The organism is Synechocystis sp. PCC 7339, from assembly GCF_019924095.1.
Classification (GTDB): Bacteria; Cyanobacteriota; Cyanobacteriia; order Cyanobacteriales; family Microcystaceae; genus Synechocystis.
Genome location: NZ_CP063659.1, coordinates 769,265 through 784,446 on the forward strand (window position 1 = coordinate 769,265; position 15,182 = coordinate 784,446).

Below are 15,182 nucleotides of genomic sequence, written 5' to 3' on the forward strand. Positions count from 1 at the left end.
CCATCACCAAATCCGAGGCTGGAAGGTGGCGGGGGTATCTAGTTCAAAGATTTCATCCCGAATACGGGCAGTGTATAACCCAGCCTTTAGTACCTCTTCTCTGACCGCATTGGACAGATCCACGGCGGCGAGGATGCCATACAATTTTTTGTCTTGGTGTTCAGGGAAAAATTCTCGAAAACCCTGGAGATGGTTAATTAATTGACCGATGGATTCTGAGCGAGCATGGCTTTTGACTTCCACAATGATGGCCGTTTTAACCTCTCCGTTGGCATAGGCCATCACATCAAGTTCAATATGTTTGCCCTGTTTGCTGACTCGCACACTGGGGGTGACCACTTCCATGCCAAATTTTTCACGGAGAATGGTTTCCATGGAGGGTAACGCTAAACCTTCCGTAAAACTGCCAAATTTTTGCCCCAGCCCGCCAATTTGTTTACCTAATTCCCGGATTTGGCGATCTGTTTTTTGAAATCGGCGATCAGCTTCTTCTCGTTGCTCCTGAAATCGGCGATTGGACTCCTCCCGTTGCTCCTTAATTTGACGCTCTGTCTCTTTCTGAGCTTGGATTAGCTCTCCCAGTAATTGCCATACTTCATCCGCTGTTGTTGCCATAATCACCTAGGGTATATTTTGCTCTTTCCCCATTTTAAAGGGCGGTCGATTGAGACGTTAATCGTTTCTTGTTTGTCGTTGCACAATACTGAAAATTGTCCACATCCTCCTGAGTAAAGACCATCTCTTTCATTCCCAGTTAATTTTTATGTACTATTTGAGTTCTGTTTATCCTACGGCGATCGCCAAAATTTAACGAAAACCAAGCTAGACACATACAAAGTATTTTTGTAGCTGTGATTTTGACCTTGGGAACCGGGGATTCCGCCTATTGTCTAGCGGTAGGACAAGGTAGTAAAGGGCGCAAGTCTTCTAATATTTTGCAGGCTATTGGATAGGAAGCTCCGACTTCAGTGCAAGCGGGTTGGAATAGTTCACGCTCCCATGCCGGAATATTGTTTTAAGCCCTGGCGCCACAGCCAACGGTTGAGCAGGGCAAATAGGCCGATCCAAAGACCAATAATCAATAAACTGCGAAAAAAGGGTAGGGGTAAACCAACTAAGGCAGCGGCGGGGAAGTAAACACCGTAGGGGAATGGGGTGAGTAAAACAATTTGCCGTACCGAGTCGGGGAAAGCTTCCAAGGGAGCAATAACGCCAGAGAGGAAAATGTAAAACAAAAACCAAAGATCCTGGAGGGCGCTGGCCCGTTCGGTCCAAAAGGCACAGAGGGCAAAAGTGTACTGGATTAAAAAGTACAGAATAAAGGAACAGGCAATGCCAATCACCCCTTGGAGGAAATGCCAAGGATTGGGCAGCCAAAAGGCTTCGGGATAGAGAGAGAAAAAGAGAACAGTCAAAATAGCCAAAATGGGCAGGCGGGTCATTTTTTCCGCCCAGTGACGGGCAATGTGGTGCCACACCGGATCCAGCGGTTGCAGTAAACGGAAAGATAAAACCCCTTCCAGCACTTCCTTCTCAAACTCCCAAATGACCCAGATGGTGGTCAACTGACGCACTACGAAGACGGCAAAAAAATATTGGGCTACCTGGATGGCATTGAGGCTAAAGTCACCACTTTCTGCCGCCTGCACCCATACCCCCATCAAAATTAGGGGCAGGGAACCGGACAAAATCCAGAAGAAAATTTCCGCACGATACTCCACCATTTGGGCAAAGTACACAGTTAACAGTACCCGCAATTTGTGGGGAAAACGACCCATGGCATCGGTTGATTGGAACAGTGACCCCCATCAGGATTTCTGGAGGGAGCAAGTTCACTCTAACCTGCTTTTTCCTCAGCGGGAAAGGGCAATACCGGTAGGCGATCGCCCCGGAATACTTCTTCAGACAATTTACCCAGGGCTTCACTGCGACGACCAAGACAACGGGCCAAGCCCAGGGCGGATAGAACCGGTAGAGTTGCAGCGCTTAAAACTAGGTTGGTTAAAGGATCCATGGCGATTGAATTGGTAAAACTTGTTTTAACTCTAACGGGGCCAGAGTTTACGCCACCAGGGAATGGCATCTTGAGGCCCTTCCAGGTAATCAATTTTATTCTCAATTTCCGTCAGGGGCCACCCTGTTAAATTAGCGAGGGTTTTAGCCTCTTCCCGTTGGCGCTTTTGCACTGTTTGACGGTATTCCTTCGCGGCGGTGCAACTCATTTCCCCCCGGTAGGGACGACGCAACACATAACGACCTTGGAATAAATCCTGGTTAGCGGTGTTTTGAAAACGTAAATCCTCGGGAAATTTATCAGGGGTGTAGCGCAAATGCAAACGGGTAATAAACACATTGCTGGTGCGGGGCAAAGGCATACCCCGGAAAGCAGGACTGGAGTCGGCATCGGACTGGTCTAACCAAAACACACCCGCTTCCCTTAATTCTTGGGGAGACAGGGGATCGGCGGAACAGGGGTCACAACTGCCCATATCCCAGGAATATTCCAAAAAAGCCACATTGTTGCCAGAGCGTTTGTAGGCGGTGTCGAACATAGAGCCATAGAACTGGCCAAATTCCCCCTGAACGAATTCGGGTAAATCTAGATTGGAGGGGATTTTTTCAGTACGGTAGTTGGTTATTTCCACTGCGCCCCGGGGTGATAACAGATAGACAATCAACTCCTGGGGACCGTCCGCATTCACCATGCCCAAACGAATAGGCAACATAAACCGGGGGGATTCATAGGCCATCATCAATGGTCTTAGGGCTTGAAATCCTTGGCGATCAAATTCTTTGAGGTTAACTTTGGCGACAAAAAACTTCAGTCCCTGTTTGATATAGGCTCCGAGTACGTCGGTGGCTCCGGCGGGAATGCGGTAATTATTTTGACTTAACCAAGTTTCTAGGCCGTTAGACTCCTTGGCACTAAGGATGAGAATGTCATATTCCCCCACGGAAAATTGATTTTCAATGGTCACCCCCAATGCTTCATTGCTTACTTTTTCCTGGGCTCCTCGGCTCATGGTGGGGGCGGCAGGCATGGCATCCATAAATTGACGGCCACCGTAACTGTCACAGGGATTACTATCAAAATATTCCACCAAACGGGGGGCACTAAAATTGTCCAAACGCTCAATAATTTTCCTTTCCCCCACATTCACTTGGTCTTCTTGCAACACCACCGGCACCGGTACCACGAGGGCAAAGTCTTTTGCTTCCCCTTGGTAATCATTGGCCATGGTCAACACTGTCCGATCGCCGTCTTTGGCAATAATTACTTGGGAAGCATGGTTATAAAGACTAGTGTCAGCCTGGGCTACATAAAACCCACAAAAAGCTACAGCCGGCTGCACAAAAAGCAATAGGCCCAGCAGACAAGCTAATAAGATGACCCCTGGACGAAGATAGGCAAAAATTTTCCGGATGGCTTTGTCCATGGTTCTGGGTCCCGCTAGGTGGAAAACTGTCGAGATGATTGCTGGCAATTTGCAATATAGTCCGCATTATCGGCGATCGCCATCAGCAAATTGATGAAACTTTGTTAATTTTTGGATCATCATACTGTCGGGGGAAGATCAGCATCGTGAATGATTGTTAAGTTAGAAGTAATGATTTAATCATTCACCTTACTCCTCCCACTAAAAATTATGTTACTTTTCCTACTTCCAGGCAGCGGCGATCGTCTGGCCAAATTTTCTACCGCCCTACTGAGTTTTGTCCTTGTGACACTGGGAAATTTGTTGGCACCAATTGCCGTTGCGGCCCAGAATATTCCTCTGCGCCAAGGTGTACATTTTTACGGCGAGTCTGCCCAACCGGGGGTGGTGGGCCAGGAATATTTCATCTTTCAGGTACGGGGCAATCAACTGAGGGGAGCTTTTTTTGCCTACTATTCTGAGTTTGCTTGCACCCATGGCACCGTTTCTGCCCAAGCGTTGGATTTAGTGGTGGAAGACCCCTATGGTGAGCAGCCCCCTAGCCGTTTTGCCCTGGCCCTTGTGCCCCGATCGCCAGTGGCCCGCAGTGGCAACAATATTGATTTGACGTTAAAGGGGTTAAAAGAAATCAGCACCGTCGGCACAACGGAACAGGACATTTTAGCTGCCTGTTTATGAAGGTAGTCAAAATTAGTTAAACAAAATCCTTTCAAACCTTCTTCTACGGGATACGGGATCAAACCAAACTTCTTTTCCCTTCTCTGCCCCTGGGTGGGATCAATCCAGCGGTGTCCTACGTCACAAAGCCAGTAGGGTGGAATATGGCCACATTGCCAAGGAGTTTGATTTTTCATGGGCATGATTGACTGGGCCATTGTACTGGTCTATTCGGCGATTGTTATTGTCATTGGGGCGATCGCCAGTCGCAAACAAGATAACACTGATGAATATTTCCGGGGGGCGAAGCAAATTCCCTGGTGGGCCCTAGGTTTTTCCATCATTGCCACATCTTTTTCCGCCGCTTCTCTGTTGGGCGGCCCGGGGGAAGGTTACGGCCATGGCTTCTTGTATTTGCAATTACAGTTGGGGGATCTGATTGGCTATGGCCTAGTCATTGCTGTCTTTTTGCCATTTTTTGTCCGGCTCAATCTCACTACCGCCTATCAATACCTGGAAAAACGCTTTGATGCCAAAACCCGTTCCCTCGGTTCCCTTTGTTTTCTGCTGTTTGTCATTGCCCGCCTAGGGGGATTGTTATATGCCGCTGCCCTGGTGTTATCGGTACTCACAGGCATTGGTACTAACACTGCCATTGTAATGGTGGGAGTAATCTCGATTATCTACACCGTCGCCGGGGGCATCACTGCGGTGGTCTGGACAGACGTGTTGCAATTTGGCATGATTTTTGTCGGCTTAGGAGCGGGAATTTGGGCTGCCGTTACCTCTGTACCAGGGGGGTTTGGGGAACTGTGGCGCATCGCCGGAGAAAGCGGCAAATTGGTGGTGTTCAACTTCGACTGGGATCCAGCCTCCATTCGTTCTCTGCCCACTGCCCTTGTGGCCTATGGCATTTTAGCTTTTGCAGTAGCGGGCACTAACCAACAATCAGTCCAACGTTACGTTTCCTGTGCTGATGAGACATCGGCCCGGAAAGCGATTCTCCTGGGCTGGTTTTCCGGCTTTGTGGGGGTAGCAGCCACTCTGTTGTTGGGGGTTTTACTGTTTAGCTTCTACCAGCTACAGGGAAATTTACCGGCAAATGTTAAGCCCGATGAAATCCTTTCCTATTTTATCCTCAACCAAGTTCCCCCCGGAGCATCAGGGTTTTTGGTGGCGGCTATTTTTGCGGCGGCCATGTCCTCCATTGATTCGGCGTTGCACTCTTTGGCAACTTGTATGACGGTGGATTTTTACGACCGTTACATCAACGTCCGGGCCAGTGAAATTCTCTCGGTGCGGGTAGCCCAAGGATTAATTATCGTTTGGGGAATAGTGGCCATTTTTTCCGCCATTTATGCCGCTTCCACTGGGCAAGATCTACTAGAATTTTTGGTGTCCTACACCACCATGTTTTTGGGGCCGTTGTTGGGCATTTTCCTGATGGGGGTCTTGTTTCCCCGCATTAATGCCCTGGGCGCTTTTTACGGCACCGTGGCGGCGGTGTTGCTCGTCATTGTGGCTTCCAATGCTGGCTGGCTCACCTTCCCTGGCATTTGGCGATCGGCGATCACTGCTCCCCTGGCGATTCTATTGGGTTTAGGCATTTCCCTCTTTGCTAGCGCCCCAACCCCCAAACATTTACTCGGTTTGACCATTTGGCATTCGGTAACAGATGCTCCTGGCACCAGTGCTGTAGCCAAGCCGGGGGCTAATGATCAGGATTTAGGGGACTAAATGGGTAAATATGGGTCAGATCAGATTTAACCCCATTGCCCAAGGTTCGGACAGTGGGTCTAGAGCCAAAGGGGGTTGATTACATTGCCCTGCTAATTTACCCCATCATTGCTAACTGAACTATTCAATTGTTTAGATTCTTTATCTATGAAATATTCATTATTTTTCGTCACGGCGATCGCCACTGTTTTCGGAGGCTTAACTCCAGGTCAATGCCAAACCATGGCCCAGGGAAGGGAACCATTGATAGTGGCCCAATCCCCCAACCAGAATTTGCGGAGTTTTTTTGAAACTGGCCGTCCCCAGTCCCAGGATACTTTGCGATTTCAACGTCCTCCCAGCAGTGTGCCCCCCATTCGTCCCAGTGCCAATAATTGGCAGTTGATTGTTTTTAGCCAAGGCAATGTTTCTTTTTGGATGCCCCCCGGAATTCTGGCCCAGGATAGCGTGGTCATTGGTACTTCAGAAGGGGATTTAAATTTTCAAACCTTGACCAGCACCGACGATGATCATCGTTATGTGGCGGCCTATGCAACGGGGTTAACTGAGCAGCAAATCAGCGATCCCATGGCCTTATTTACGGCCATGCAAGCTAGGGTCGCACCGACAGAAACCTTTTCTCTGATGAATGAGCGCCCGGTGACGTTGGGGGACTATCAAGGCTCGGAATTCACATTTGCAAGTGATACGGAAAGGGTGGTTTTTCGTACCTATTTAGTGGGGGATAAAATCTATGCCATGGGGGTAATACAGCCTTTGAATAGTACTAGGGATAATGCGGCCCGTACCTTTCTCAATGCGTTACAGTTCATTGATAGCTGAGGTCCTGGTCACACCAGGATGAACTTCAACCTGGCGATCGCCAAAATCTTCATAGAAGAAGGTAAAGGTTGATTCTAATTGCCCTGATTGTTGCTAGATTCCCAGCGAAATAGCCCAGCCATCAGGGCCACTACCCCCAGTTGGAGAGCCAAATTAGGCAAAATTTCCGTGGGGTCGTAGCCGGCCAGGAGTCGGAGACTAAAAATAAACACACCAATCAGGCCGGAAGCCCCCAAGCCCAGGTAGATAAATTTACGTAAACCTCGATAGGGAGCCTCGGCCTCAGCCTTTAAGCGTTCAAATTGGTCTTTGTTATTAGGCAAAATTTTCAGGGAATTGGGTCAGAAAATTACAACAATTTTTCGATGTCCGCCGCAATCTCATCGGGTTTGGTGATGGAGCCGTAGCGTTTGACCACTTTACCCTGGCGATCGACTAAAAATTTGGTGAAATTCCATTTAATGTCTTCCGCATTGCCCAAAAAAGGAATGGCCATACCGGGGCTAGCTTCAGTTAAAAACTTAAACAAGGGATGGGCATTGGAGCCATTGACTTCCACCTTTTCAAACACAGGAAAGGTTACTCCATAACGGGTTTCGCAAAAGTTTTTAATTTCCCCTGAGCCACCGGGTTCCTGCTGGCCAAACTGATTACAGGGAAAACCAAGTACCGTAAAACCCCGATCGCCAAATTGGTTCTGTAGGGTCTGGAGACCTTCATATTGGGGGGTGAAGCCGCATTGACTGGCGGTGTTGACAATTAACAACACCTTACCTTCAAAATCCCTCATCGCGACGGGGGAACCATCCAAGGCATTGGCAGAAAAACCGTAGATTGTGTTGTTGGCTTGGGCAGTCATAGAACTAGTGAAGTAAAAGCAGTAAAAAAAGACTTGTCTAACGCAACAAATCAATCAACAATCTATGTAGTCTAACAAAAACTCACAGGGGAGCAGATTGCGCTTAGGAGAAAGGGGATGGCTTTCAATGCCGTAGTGTTTGCTGTTTGTGGTACTGAGATTAGGCGCTGACCACATCCCCCATCAGTAACCCAGCAATCAGGAGCAACAACAGAGCCACACAGAAATCAAGAATTTGTGGATCCAGGCGGCGAGCGATCCAATACCCTAGGGAAACCCCCAACAAACTGGTGGAAATGAGGGCTAAGGCTGAGCCGGCAAACACTACCCAGGGAGATTGGGATTCGGCGCTAATCAACAATGTACTTAGTTGGGTTTTATCACCCATTTCCGCCAAAAAGATGGTTAAGAAGGTGGAGAAGAATACTGGGCGAAAATAATTGGGAGAAGCAGGTAGATCTTGGCTCACGGCGGTTCGACTAAATGGAAGTCACAGCGGTAATGGTGGGGACTCAGCGATGCATTGACATCCTAGCGGATCGGGGGACAGGAAATTTTTTCCTCTTTTCCCGAGGCTAACTCCAATGTTCTAAGCAAAAGTATGGGCGAGATAGTCACCGGCATAGCCAAACGGCTTAAATCCAATCTTCCTCTTCATCAGTATCGTTACTTTCTCCCGCCCCGGGGGGATTTGGCGCAGCATTGATTATCCGGTAGGGGGCATCATAAACACCCCTTGGACCAGGGGACTGGGTATCTGATTGCTCGTTTTTATCAGTTTTCGGTCGGGCCGGGCGATATTGCTGGGAATAGATAGTGCCTTCCCGTTTAGTATTTTGGGGCGTTTGGGGGGCTTCAAATTGTCGTAGATCCGGCAAAGGTTCCCTGGGGGGTGGGGGAGCTATTTCCTCTGGGGCTACAGGGGGGGAAGGCCTAGGCGTATTATTTCCTCGATCACCCAGGTCGTTCTCGGAGGCTATGGCTGGACTTGGGCCCGTTATTTCGGGGGATAAATTTTCCCTATTTCTGCGGGCGGGGCGGGGGGAATCTTGCACTGTCGGTCGGGGCTGAGCCGGGGGTTTGGGGTCAGACCAATCGGCTAAGTCGGGTTCTGGTTCATCCCAATCCCATTCTTCCTTCATGGTGGCTGGTTCCGGTGCCCGTTGGGGGCTAGGGGGAGTGGTGGGGGGCGGGGGTGGCTCAAAGGATTCCAGTGGCGATCGCCGGGGGGGATTGGGGCGAAAATTTTGGGGCCTAGCTTTGGGCTGGCCGAGGGAACTCAGGACATTGATCAGCACACTGGCCAAAACTCCCAGGGTAAGGAATAGCACTACCCACAACCCCAGGGGCAAAGTGAAGCTAGCTAGGGCGGATTCAGCCGTGGTGCCGAAAAAATTTAGTTGTATGGGTTGTCGATTTTGCAGGAAAAAAATTAATCCTGTTCCTATCAAAAGAATGAGCAGTAAACCTTGCATTGTTCACCAAAAATCGCCAGGGAATAACTCCAGCCTACAATTGGGGGGACAATTGACGAGCACCTTGTTCCTCTACCAGCGTGGAAACCATGGCCGCCATCAAAATCTCTGGGGTCACAGTAAAGGGTAAACGGTGAATGTCTGAATTGGGTAAACAGGTAAAGTCCGCCGCCTGTCTTAACTCCTCCAGGGAAATTTGCCCCAGACCCAGATTCTCAAGGGTTTTGGGCAAACCAATCTGGTCGTAAAAGCTTAACAATTGCCGGCGAGCAGTAGCTGCCAGTTGATTACCGCTGACCAATTCCTCTAGGCGTAACTGTACCAAAATGCCGTAGGCGACTTTTTCCCCGTGGAGAGCGTGGTGAGCCCGGGGCAATTGGGTTAAACCATTATGCACAGCATGGGCCGCAACGGTACGACAGTTGGCACCACCCAAACCACCGATTACCCCCGCCATCAACAAACTGGCATCCACCACTTCCCGCCAAGTTTCACTGCCTGGTTGGGCCAGGGCTTCAGCGGATTTTTGCAGAAGAATATCCCGTAAAATGCGGGCCTGTTGCACCGCGGCCACGGTGAAGGTGTCACTGGATTGGCCACTACTGACAGAAGCTTCATACCATTTGGCGATCGCATCTCCAATGCCGGCAATTAGTAATCTCGGTTCCGCCCGCTGGATTAGTTCATAATCCACAACCAACAAATCTGGGCAACGGTCTAGGGCTACGTCGTAACAGAAAGCCCTGGTTTCGCTGTAAACATTGGCCAGGGCAGTCCAACCTGCACAGGTAGCAGCAGAAGTGGGCACTGTGGCGATCGCCAATTGGGTTTGATGGGCTAATAACTTGGCCGTGTCTAGGGCTTTACCTCCCCCCATACCCAAGATAAAATTCGGTTGTTCCTGGTGAACCCGTTGCCGCAATTGTTGAAGGGAAGACTCGGCGCAGTCAGGTAAATAGCTGGCCAGAGGGAGGGTCAGACCATAATTTTTTTGCAATGTTTCTAAAGACTTTGACCCCAGCTTAGCGGTGTGGTTACCCGTTACCACCAGACCCTTACTCCCCAATTTTTGTAAATGTGCCCCTGCCTGGGCCAAGGCACTGCGAATCACCACCGTGGGGGCGATCGCCATGGAAGCCAAAGGTTGGGTAACAGGGGAGATTGATGGGGCCATAGTCGCAGGTTTATTGAGTCGCAATGATTGCCAAAATTTAATTTGAAACCAGGTTATGCCAGCCTAGCTTTGGGCTATTGATTCGGGAAAATCACTGGTATTAATTGGCTCAAAACTATTTTAGAGAAAAAAAGAAGCTTTTTGCCGCTGTCCCCTACTCCGATCGCAAAGCCCTGATACTCACCCGGGACAAATCAATGGTGAAAACTGGGTTAATGCTATGGTGACCAGGTTTAGCATGAAGTTTTGTAACGGCTTTGTAAAGCTCTATTGCAACTTTGCCATCCCAGCGGCGATCGCCTACCCCTAAGCAAAAAGACCGTGATAGGATGCGATCCGTACTGGCTCGCTGTTTTATAAGAAAAATTTTAGGAGAAAGGCTTTGGTATTACGGGTAGCAGTCGTTGGAGGAGGCCCCGCTGGTTCTTCCGCCGCCGAAATTTTAGTAAAAGCCGGAATTGAAACCTACCTGTTTGAGCGTAAACTGGACAACGCCAAACCCTGTGGTGGTGCAATTCCCCTCTGTATGGTGGATGAGTTTGATCTACCCCCGGAAATTATTGACCGTCGGGTGCGGAAAATGAAGATGATCTCTCCTTCCAACATCGAGGTTAACATCGGTCAAACCCTCAAAGACGACGAGTATATTGGCATGTGTCGTCGGGAAGTGCTAGACGGTTTTCTCCGGGAAAGGGCAGAAAAACTAGGCACTAAGGTAATCAACGGCACCGTTTACAAACTTGACATTCCCAACAAAGAAAGCGATCCTTACACCCTCCACTATGCTGACCACAGCGTGGGTGGCACCACCGGGGAAATGAAAATCCTAAAAGTGGATGTGGTAATTGGGGCTGACGGCGCTAACTCTCGCATTGCCAAGGCGATCGACGCCGGTGATTACAACTATGCCATTGCCTTCCAGGAACGGATTCGTCTGCCGGAAGACAAAATGGCCTACTACGATGAGTTGGCGGAAATGTATGTGGGGGATGACGTTTCTCCAGACTTCTACGCCTGGGTATTTCCCAAATATGACCATGTGGCAGTGGGTACCGGCACCATGAAGGTGAACAAAGCCCGCATCAAAGATTTACAAGCGGGTATCCGCACCCGGGCCGCCAAAAAACTAGAAGGCGGAGAAATCATCAAAGTGGAAGCCCATCCCATTCCTGAACATCCCCGGCCTCGGCGGGTCGTCGGTCGAGTGGCTCTGGTGGGTGATGCCGCCGGCACAGTGACCAAATCCTCCGGAGAAGGCATTTACTTTGCGGCCAAATCCGCCCGCATGTGTGCAGAAACCATTGTAGCCACCAGCAATAACGGCCAACGGGTACCTACCGAAGCTGACCTGAAACAGTACATCAAGCAATGGGATAAACGCTACGGCGCCACCTATTTGGTGTTGGATATTCTGCAACGGGTCTTCTACCGCACCGACGCCACCAGGGAAGCCTTTGTGGAAATGTGTTCCGACATTGATGTGCAAAAGTTAACCTTCGACAGTTACCTGTACAAAACCGTTGTTCCGGCTAATCCCTTAGTGCAAATGAAAATTACCGCCAAAACCATTGGTAGCTTGCTCCGGGGTAACGCTTTAGCCCCTTAAATCACGAATTTGTTAATTTTCAGTAGGATGGAAGAGTGGGTTTCGACTCACTCTTTATTTATATGTAGCCTAAATAAAGAGTGACCACAACAATAAATCGGTTATTTTGACAAATAACAATGACGAATCCCAAAATCATCATATTACAACAAGAAAAAGATGAGCTTAATAAAATACTAGAAAATTATTCTCAATGGTCTGAAGTGGAAACATAGATTGCAGGGATCGTTTCTATTGTCAAAGTTTAATTTTCTGAATATTTTGAAGAATTTGATAAGTATTCTAAGATGCCAAAATGGACTGCCTTACCACGTGTTGTATCAAGATCAAGACCTTCTTGGAATGATCAAGATGCTATCCGGCAACTATAGCAAAGATTGCTAAGATTAGGACATAATGTATGGAAAGAGTTAGGAAAAAAGCGATGCCAGCCCCCTACAGTGTAGATCTAAGAGAGAAAGCGGTAAGTGCAGTAGAAAAAGGAGAGAAGAAAAGCCATGTCTGCCGAACACTGAACATTAGTCGCAACACCTTAGACCTATGGATAAAAAAGAAGAAAGAAACAGGAAGTGTGGCCGCGAAGAGAGATTATGAGCGTGGTCCACGACCGAAAATAGATGATTTGGATAAATTCAGAGAATTTGCGGAGGAGAACGGTCATTTAACGCAAAAACAAATGGCAGAAAAATGGCCAGAGCCCGTAAGTAGAATAAGAATAAGTAAGGCTCTAAAGAAAATAGGGTTTACTAGAAAAAAAAACTTATATTTACAGGGAAATAGAAGAGGAAGCGAGAAAGGCATTTGAAGATGAAATCAAGCAATATGCGGCAGAAAAACTGATTTATATGGATCAAGCCGGTCTAGATGACACTCTAGACTACCCCTATGGGTACTGTCATAAATCAGAGAGATTAAAGGCAAGCAAATTAGGACATAGAACCAAGAGAGTCAGCATAATAAGTTGTTGGTGGAATGGAACAACAATAGCTCCAATGATATTTGAAGGATACTGTAACGCTCAAGTAGTATGCACGTGGATAGAAGAAATGTTATTACCAGAGTTAATACCAGGTCAGATACTAATCATGGATAATGCAAGCTTTCATCCGAAAGAAAGAATAAAGGCATTGGTAGCAAAAGCTGGGTGTGAGGTTATATTTTTACCACCATATTCACCAGACTTGAACAAAATTGAGAAGTTCTGGGCGAGACTAAAACGTTATGTTTACCAACTTGTTAGTAATGGAGAATCGCTGATTTCTGCATTGGATATAGCGTTGAGAGAAATGTCCTAACTATCTCGTCCTTTGCTATAATAAGTGTTTCAGTGAGGACAACGCTATCAAGTTCTTTGATTTCCATGGATTTGCTTCATTTTTTGATAGGATAACAACTGACTAATCGAGGAAAATCTTCTCCTGTACGGACAATCCATGCCGATAAAATCCAAGATTCTCCGTGTTCTGTTTTGAGGAAAAATTTGAGGTTGTAATATTCTCCAAAGTCGTTTTGTTTGTGGAGGTTTGCCTGCTCTGTTATTATATCCCTCTTCCGTCAGACTGAGGGAATTAAAATGGAGATAAAAGGCTGAAAAGCGCGGAGGGAGAATGACAAAGACAAGAGAGGCGAAAAAGACAGTACAGTGTGTAGACACATATAGTGAACTGTATAAAGATATATTTCCAGAAGTGAGGTCTTATGAGTCATTTAAATATATCATTGTGGGAATATTAAGTGATATAAAAAGAAAGAGTTTACCTGCAATAGCATCATCACTAGGATTGAAAAATGAACAGGGATTACTGCATTTCATGACAGATTCTCCTTGGGAATTAAAAGAATTAGAAAAAAGAAGATTAAATATTATCTTAGAAGTTTTAGAAGGAAGAGAAATAATAGTAATAATAGATGAAACAGGAGATCCCAAAAAAGGGAAAACAACAGATTATGTAAAAAGACAATATATTGGAAATTTAGGAAAAATAGAAAGCGGTATAGTGTCAGTAAATGCCTATGGTTACTGCAATGGAGTAACGTTTCCTCTAGAATCAAAAGTATTTAAACCAAAAGAAAGATTAAAAGAGGGAGATAAGTATAAAACAAAGCCGGAATTAGCAGTAGAGATAATAAAAGAACTAGAAGAAAGTGGTTTTAAAATAAAAAGAGTAGTGTCAGATAGCTTATATGGAGAAAGCCATAGCAATTTTATCAGTGCCGTAGAGGAATTAAAAATAGAATATGCAGTGGGAATCCGGAGCAATCATGGGGTCTGGCTTCCAAAGGAAGCTAAAGTAAGGGCAAATAAGTGGAGGAGGTTTGAACATATAAGATGGGATGGAAAACAGGAAGATAGGTATATCAGAGAAATAGTTTATGGCAAAAAAAACGCAATAAGATATTGGGAAATTAAAACAGAAACAGAAAAAGAGGAGGAAAAAGCAGGATGGTTTGTAATGACTCGAATACCAGATATTAAATATAAAGAAGTTGGCAGAATATATGGGGTAAGGTCATGGATAGAATATGGATTTAAGCAATGCAAAAGTGAATTAGGATGGGCAGATTTTAGGGTAACTCATTATGAGCAAATTCAAAAATGGTGGGAATTAGTGATGTGTGCATATTGTATGATTTGTTTTTATGATGAGAATTTTAATCCGACTCTAAATTCAACGTCAAAGTATCATCAAAAGCATGAAAAATGGGATAAAGAAGAAGGGTGGAAAAAATGGCTAAACAACCTACGATTAGTGATCTCTGTATTTAATGCAATAAATCTTATCAAAAAGTGGTTAAAAGTATTTCCATTTGCCCATGTTTTGGATGAGTTAACTAAACTTTACAACAAGGTTGATAAGCTAGATCGATTAAAGTATTTGCTAAATTCATGGAATACATTCTATTCTTCTTCTGCCTAGATTGATGAAAGAGGGATAGAACTTGGGGTGTGCTTTATACAGGGGAGGTTTCACTGCATCAGGTCAAGCTAATGCTGGATTAGAGTAGTAACTTTGTTCTTCTATCCAATGGTTCTGAACAAATCAGTGATGACGTTCGGGCTGAACTGACTTCAAATAGTGGAATCACTGTAGAAGACACGCCGATTGAATCTTTAGTTGGTGAGGGAGAAAGTCTTAGTGGCATTAAACTCAAAGACCAGCGCACCATACCTATTAAAGCTTTATTTATCATTACCCGATCTTCCATTGCTAGCCCATTAGTTTCACAACTGGGCTGTGAGCTAGAGGGCGGGGCATTTGGCCCGATGATAAAGACCAGTGATTTGAAGGAAACAACTACAACAGGTGTCTTTGCTGCTGATGGAGTATTAGCAGGTATATTTGCTCATCAATCTTTAGTCGTGAGCGACAACCCCTATCATTGATAAAAAACTCCTTGTATATAGTTCATCAGC

At 46.5% G+C, this 15,182-nt stretch carries 17 protein-coding genes; 7 read left to right on the forward strand and 10 right to left on the reverse strand.

What is annotated here, in order from left to right:
- Nucleotides 1-3 precede the first annotated feature (3 nt).
- From IQE94_RS03505 to IQE94_RS03520, 4 genes are all read right to left on the reverse strand, one after another.
- On the reverse strand, nucleotides 4-615 hold the full coding sequence (locus IQE94_RS03505; protein ID WP_212716183.1) for a DUF3782 domain-containing protein: 612 nt from the start codon (nucleotides 613-615) through the stop codon (nucleotides 4-6).
- A 374-nt stretch (nucleotides 616-989) separates the two neighbouring features.
- The gene (locus tag IQE94_RS03510; protein WP_212716185.1) at nucleotides 990-1,778 is read right to left on the reverse strand and encodes an ABC-2 family transporter protein; all 789 of its coding nucleotides are present in this window, start codon (nucleotides 1,776-1,778) and stop codon (nucleotides 990-992) included.
- 59 nt (nucleotides 1,779-1,837) lie between these two features.
- Nucleotides 1,838-2,014: a hypothetical protein gene (locus IQE94_RS03515; RefSeq protein ID WP_194016924.1), complete on the reverse strand. Its 177-nt coding sequence runs from the start codon at nucleotides 2,012-2,014 to the stop codon at nucleotides 1,838-1,840.
- A 31-nt stretch (nucleotides 2,015-2,045) separates the two neighbouring features.
- Entirely contained in the window at nucleotides 2,046-3,437 is a 1,392-nt protein-coding gene (locus tag IQE94_RS03520) for a DUF2330 domain-containing protein (RefSeq protein WP_223342741.1), read from the reverse strand.
- Between the two features lie 210 nt (nucleotides 3,438-3,647).
- Here IQE94_RS03520 and IQE94_RS03525 point away from each other — a divergent pair, with 210 nt between their 5' ends.
- From IQE94_RS03525 to IQE94_RS03535, 3 genes are all read left to right on the forward strand, one after another.
- The gene (locus IQE94_RS03525) at nucleotides 3,648-4,115 is read left to right on the forward strand and encodes a hypothetical protein (RefSeq protein WP_223342742.1); all 468 of its coding nucleotides are present in this window, start codon (nucleotides 3,648-3,650) and stop codon (nucleotides 4,113-4,115) included.
- Nucleotides 4,116-4,289: 174 nt separating this feature from the next.
- Entirely contained in the window at nucleotides 4,290-5,831 is a 1,542-nt protein-coding gene (locus IQE94_RS03530) for a sodium:solute symporter (protein ID WP_223342743.1), read from the forward strand.
- 147 nt (nucleotides 5,832-5,978) lie between these two features.
- Complete coding sequence (locus IQE94_RS03535) at nucleotides 5,979-6,653, forward strand: hypothetical protein (RefSeq protein ID WP_223342744.1); 675 nt, start codon at nucleotides 5,979-5,981, stop codon at nucleotides 6,651-6,653.
- Between the two features lie 74 nt (nucleotides 6,654-6,727).
- On the opposite strand, the gene IQE94_RS03540 is transcribed toward IQE94_RS03535, so the two are convergent.
- The 5 genes from IQE94_RS03540 to IQE94_RS03560 form a co-directional block, all read right to left on the reverse strand.
- Nucleotides 6,728-6,976, reverse strand: a complete 249-nt coding sequence (locus IQE94_RS03540; RefSeq protein ID WP_212716195.1) for a DUF3493 domain-containing protein — start codon at nucleotides 6,974-6,976, stop codon at nucleotides 6,728-6,730.
- A 26-nt stretch (nucleotides 6,977-7,002) separates the two neighbouring features.
- Entirely contained in the window at nucleotides 7,003-7,512 is a 510-nt protein-coding gene (locus IQE94_RS03545; protein WP_223342745.1) for a glutathione peroxidase, read from the reverse strand.
- 160 nt (nucleotides 7,513-7,672) lie between these two features.
- Nucleotides 7,673-7,981, reverse strand: a complete 309-nt coding sequence (locus IQE94_RS03550) for a TMEM165/GDT1 family protein (RefSeq protein ID WP_190599517.1) — start codon at nucleotides 7,979-7,981, stop codon at nucleotides 7,673-7,675.
- Between the two features lie 166 nt (nucleotides 7,982-8,147).
- Complete coding sequence (locus IQE94_RS03555; protein WP_223342746.1) at nucleotides 8,148-8,987, reverse strand: LapA family protein; 840 nt, start codon at nucleotides 8,985-8,987, stop codon at nucleotides 8,148-8,150.
- A gap of 34 nt (nucleotides 8,988-9,021) precedes the next feature.
- On the reverse strand, nucleotides 9,022-10,161 hold the full coding sequence (locus IQE94_RS03560) for an iron-containing alcohol dehydrogenase family protein (protein WP_212716199.1): 1,140 nt from the start codon (nucleotides 10,159-10,161) through the stop codon (nucleotides 9,022-9,024).
- 382 nt (nucleotides 10,162-10,543) lie between these two features.
- Here IQE94_RS03560 and chlP point away from each other — a divergent pair, with 382 nt between their 5' ends.
- From chlP to IQE94_RS03575, 3 genes are all read left to right on the forward strand, one after another.
- Complete coding sequence (chlP, locus tag IQE94_RS03565; protein ID WP_212716201.1) at nucleotides 10,544-11,767, forward strand: geranylgeranyl reductase; 1,224 nt, start codon at nucleotides 10,544-10,546, stop codon at nucleotides 11,765-11,767.
- A gap of 400 nt (nucleotides 11,768-12,167) precedes the next feature.
- A complete protein-coding gene (locus IQE94_RS03570) occupies nucleotides 12,168-12,572 on the forward strand; it encodes an IS630 transposase-related protein (RefSeq protein WP_223342506.1) in 405 nt (134 codons plus the stop codon).
- Nucleotides 12,573-12,579: 7 nt separating this feature from the next.
- Nucleotides 12,580-13,062, forward strand: a complete 483-nt coding sequence (locus IQE94_RS03575; RefSeq protein WP_255611395.1) for an IS630 family transposase — start codon at nucleotides 12,580-12,582, stop codon at nucleotides 13,060-13,062.
- Between the two features lie 76 nt (nucleotides 13,063-13,138).
- Here the strand turns inward: IQE94_RS03575 and IQE94_RS18805 are convergent, their stop codons facing one another.
- A complete protein-coding gene (locus IQE94_RS18805) occupies nucleotides 13,139-13,309 on the reverse strand; it encodes a DUF6883 domain-containing protein (RefSeq protein WP_370630535.1) in 171 nt (56 codons plus the stop codon).
- 65 nt (nucleotides 13,310-13,374) lie between these two features.
- Between IQE94_RS18805 and IQE94_RS03580 the strand changes: the two genes are divergently transcribed.
- On the forward strand, nucleotides 13,375-14,685 hold the full coding sequence (locus tag IQE94_RS03580) for an IS701 family transposase (RefSeq protein ID WP_223341782.1): 1,311 nt from the start codon (nucleotides 13,375-13,377) through the stop codon (nucleotides 14,683-14,685).
- The last annotated feature ends 497 nt before the right edge of the window (nucleotides 14,686-15,182 follow it).

Bases quoted from the DNA above. Each gene is read 5' to 3' on its own strand.
- IQE94_RS03515 (WP_194016924.1), bottom strand. From the start codon at position 2,014: ATGGATCCTTTAACCAACCTAGTTTTAAGCGCTGCAACTCTACCGGTT.
- IQE94_RS03580 (WP_223341782.1), top strand. From the start codon at position 13,375: ATGACAAAGACAAGAGAGGCGAAAAAGACAGTACAGTGTGTAGACACA.
- IQE94_RS03560 (WP_212716199.1), bottom strand. From the start codon at position 10,161: ATGGCCCCATCAATCTCCCCTGTTACCCAACCTTTGGCTTCCATGGCG.
- IQE94_RS03555 (WP_223342746.1), bottom strand. From the start codon at position 8,987: ATGCAAGGTTTACTGCTCATTCTTTTGATAGGAACAGGATTAATTTTT.
- IQE94_RS03535 (WP_223342744.1), top strand. From the start codon at position 5,979: ATGAAATATTCATTATTTTTCGTCACGGCGATCGCCACTGTTTTCGGA.
- IQE94_RS03510 (WP_212716185.1), bottom strand. From the start codon at position 1,778: ATGGGTCGTTTTCCCCACAAATTGCGGGTACTGTTAACTGTGTACTTT.
- IQE94_RS03570 (WP_223342506.1), top strand. From the start codon at position 12,168: ATGGAAAGAGTTAGGAAAAAAGCGATGCCAGCCCCCTACAGTGTAGAT.
- IQE94_RS03545 (WP_223342745.1), bottom strand. From the start codon at position 7,512: ATGACTGCCCAAGCCAACAACACAATCTACGGTTTTTCTGCCAATGCC.
- IQE94_RS03525 (WP_223342742.1), top strand. From the start codon at position 3,648: ATGTTACTTTTCCTACTTCCAGGCAGCGGCGATCGTCTGGCCAAATTT.
- IQE94_RS03530 (WP_223342743.1), top strand. From the start codon at position 4,290: ATGGGCATGATTGACTGGGCCATTGTACTGGTCTATTCGGCGATTGTT.
- IQE94_RS03505 (WP_212716183.1), bottom strand. From the start codon at position 615: ATGGCAACAACAGCGGATGAAGTATGGCAATTACTGGGAGAGCTAATC.
- IQE94_RS03520 (WP_223342741.1), bottom strand. From the start codon at position 3,437: ATGGACAAAGCCATCCGGAAAATTTTTGCCTATCTTCGTCCAGGGGTC.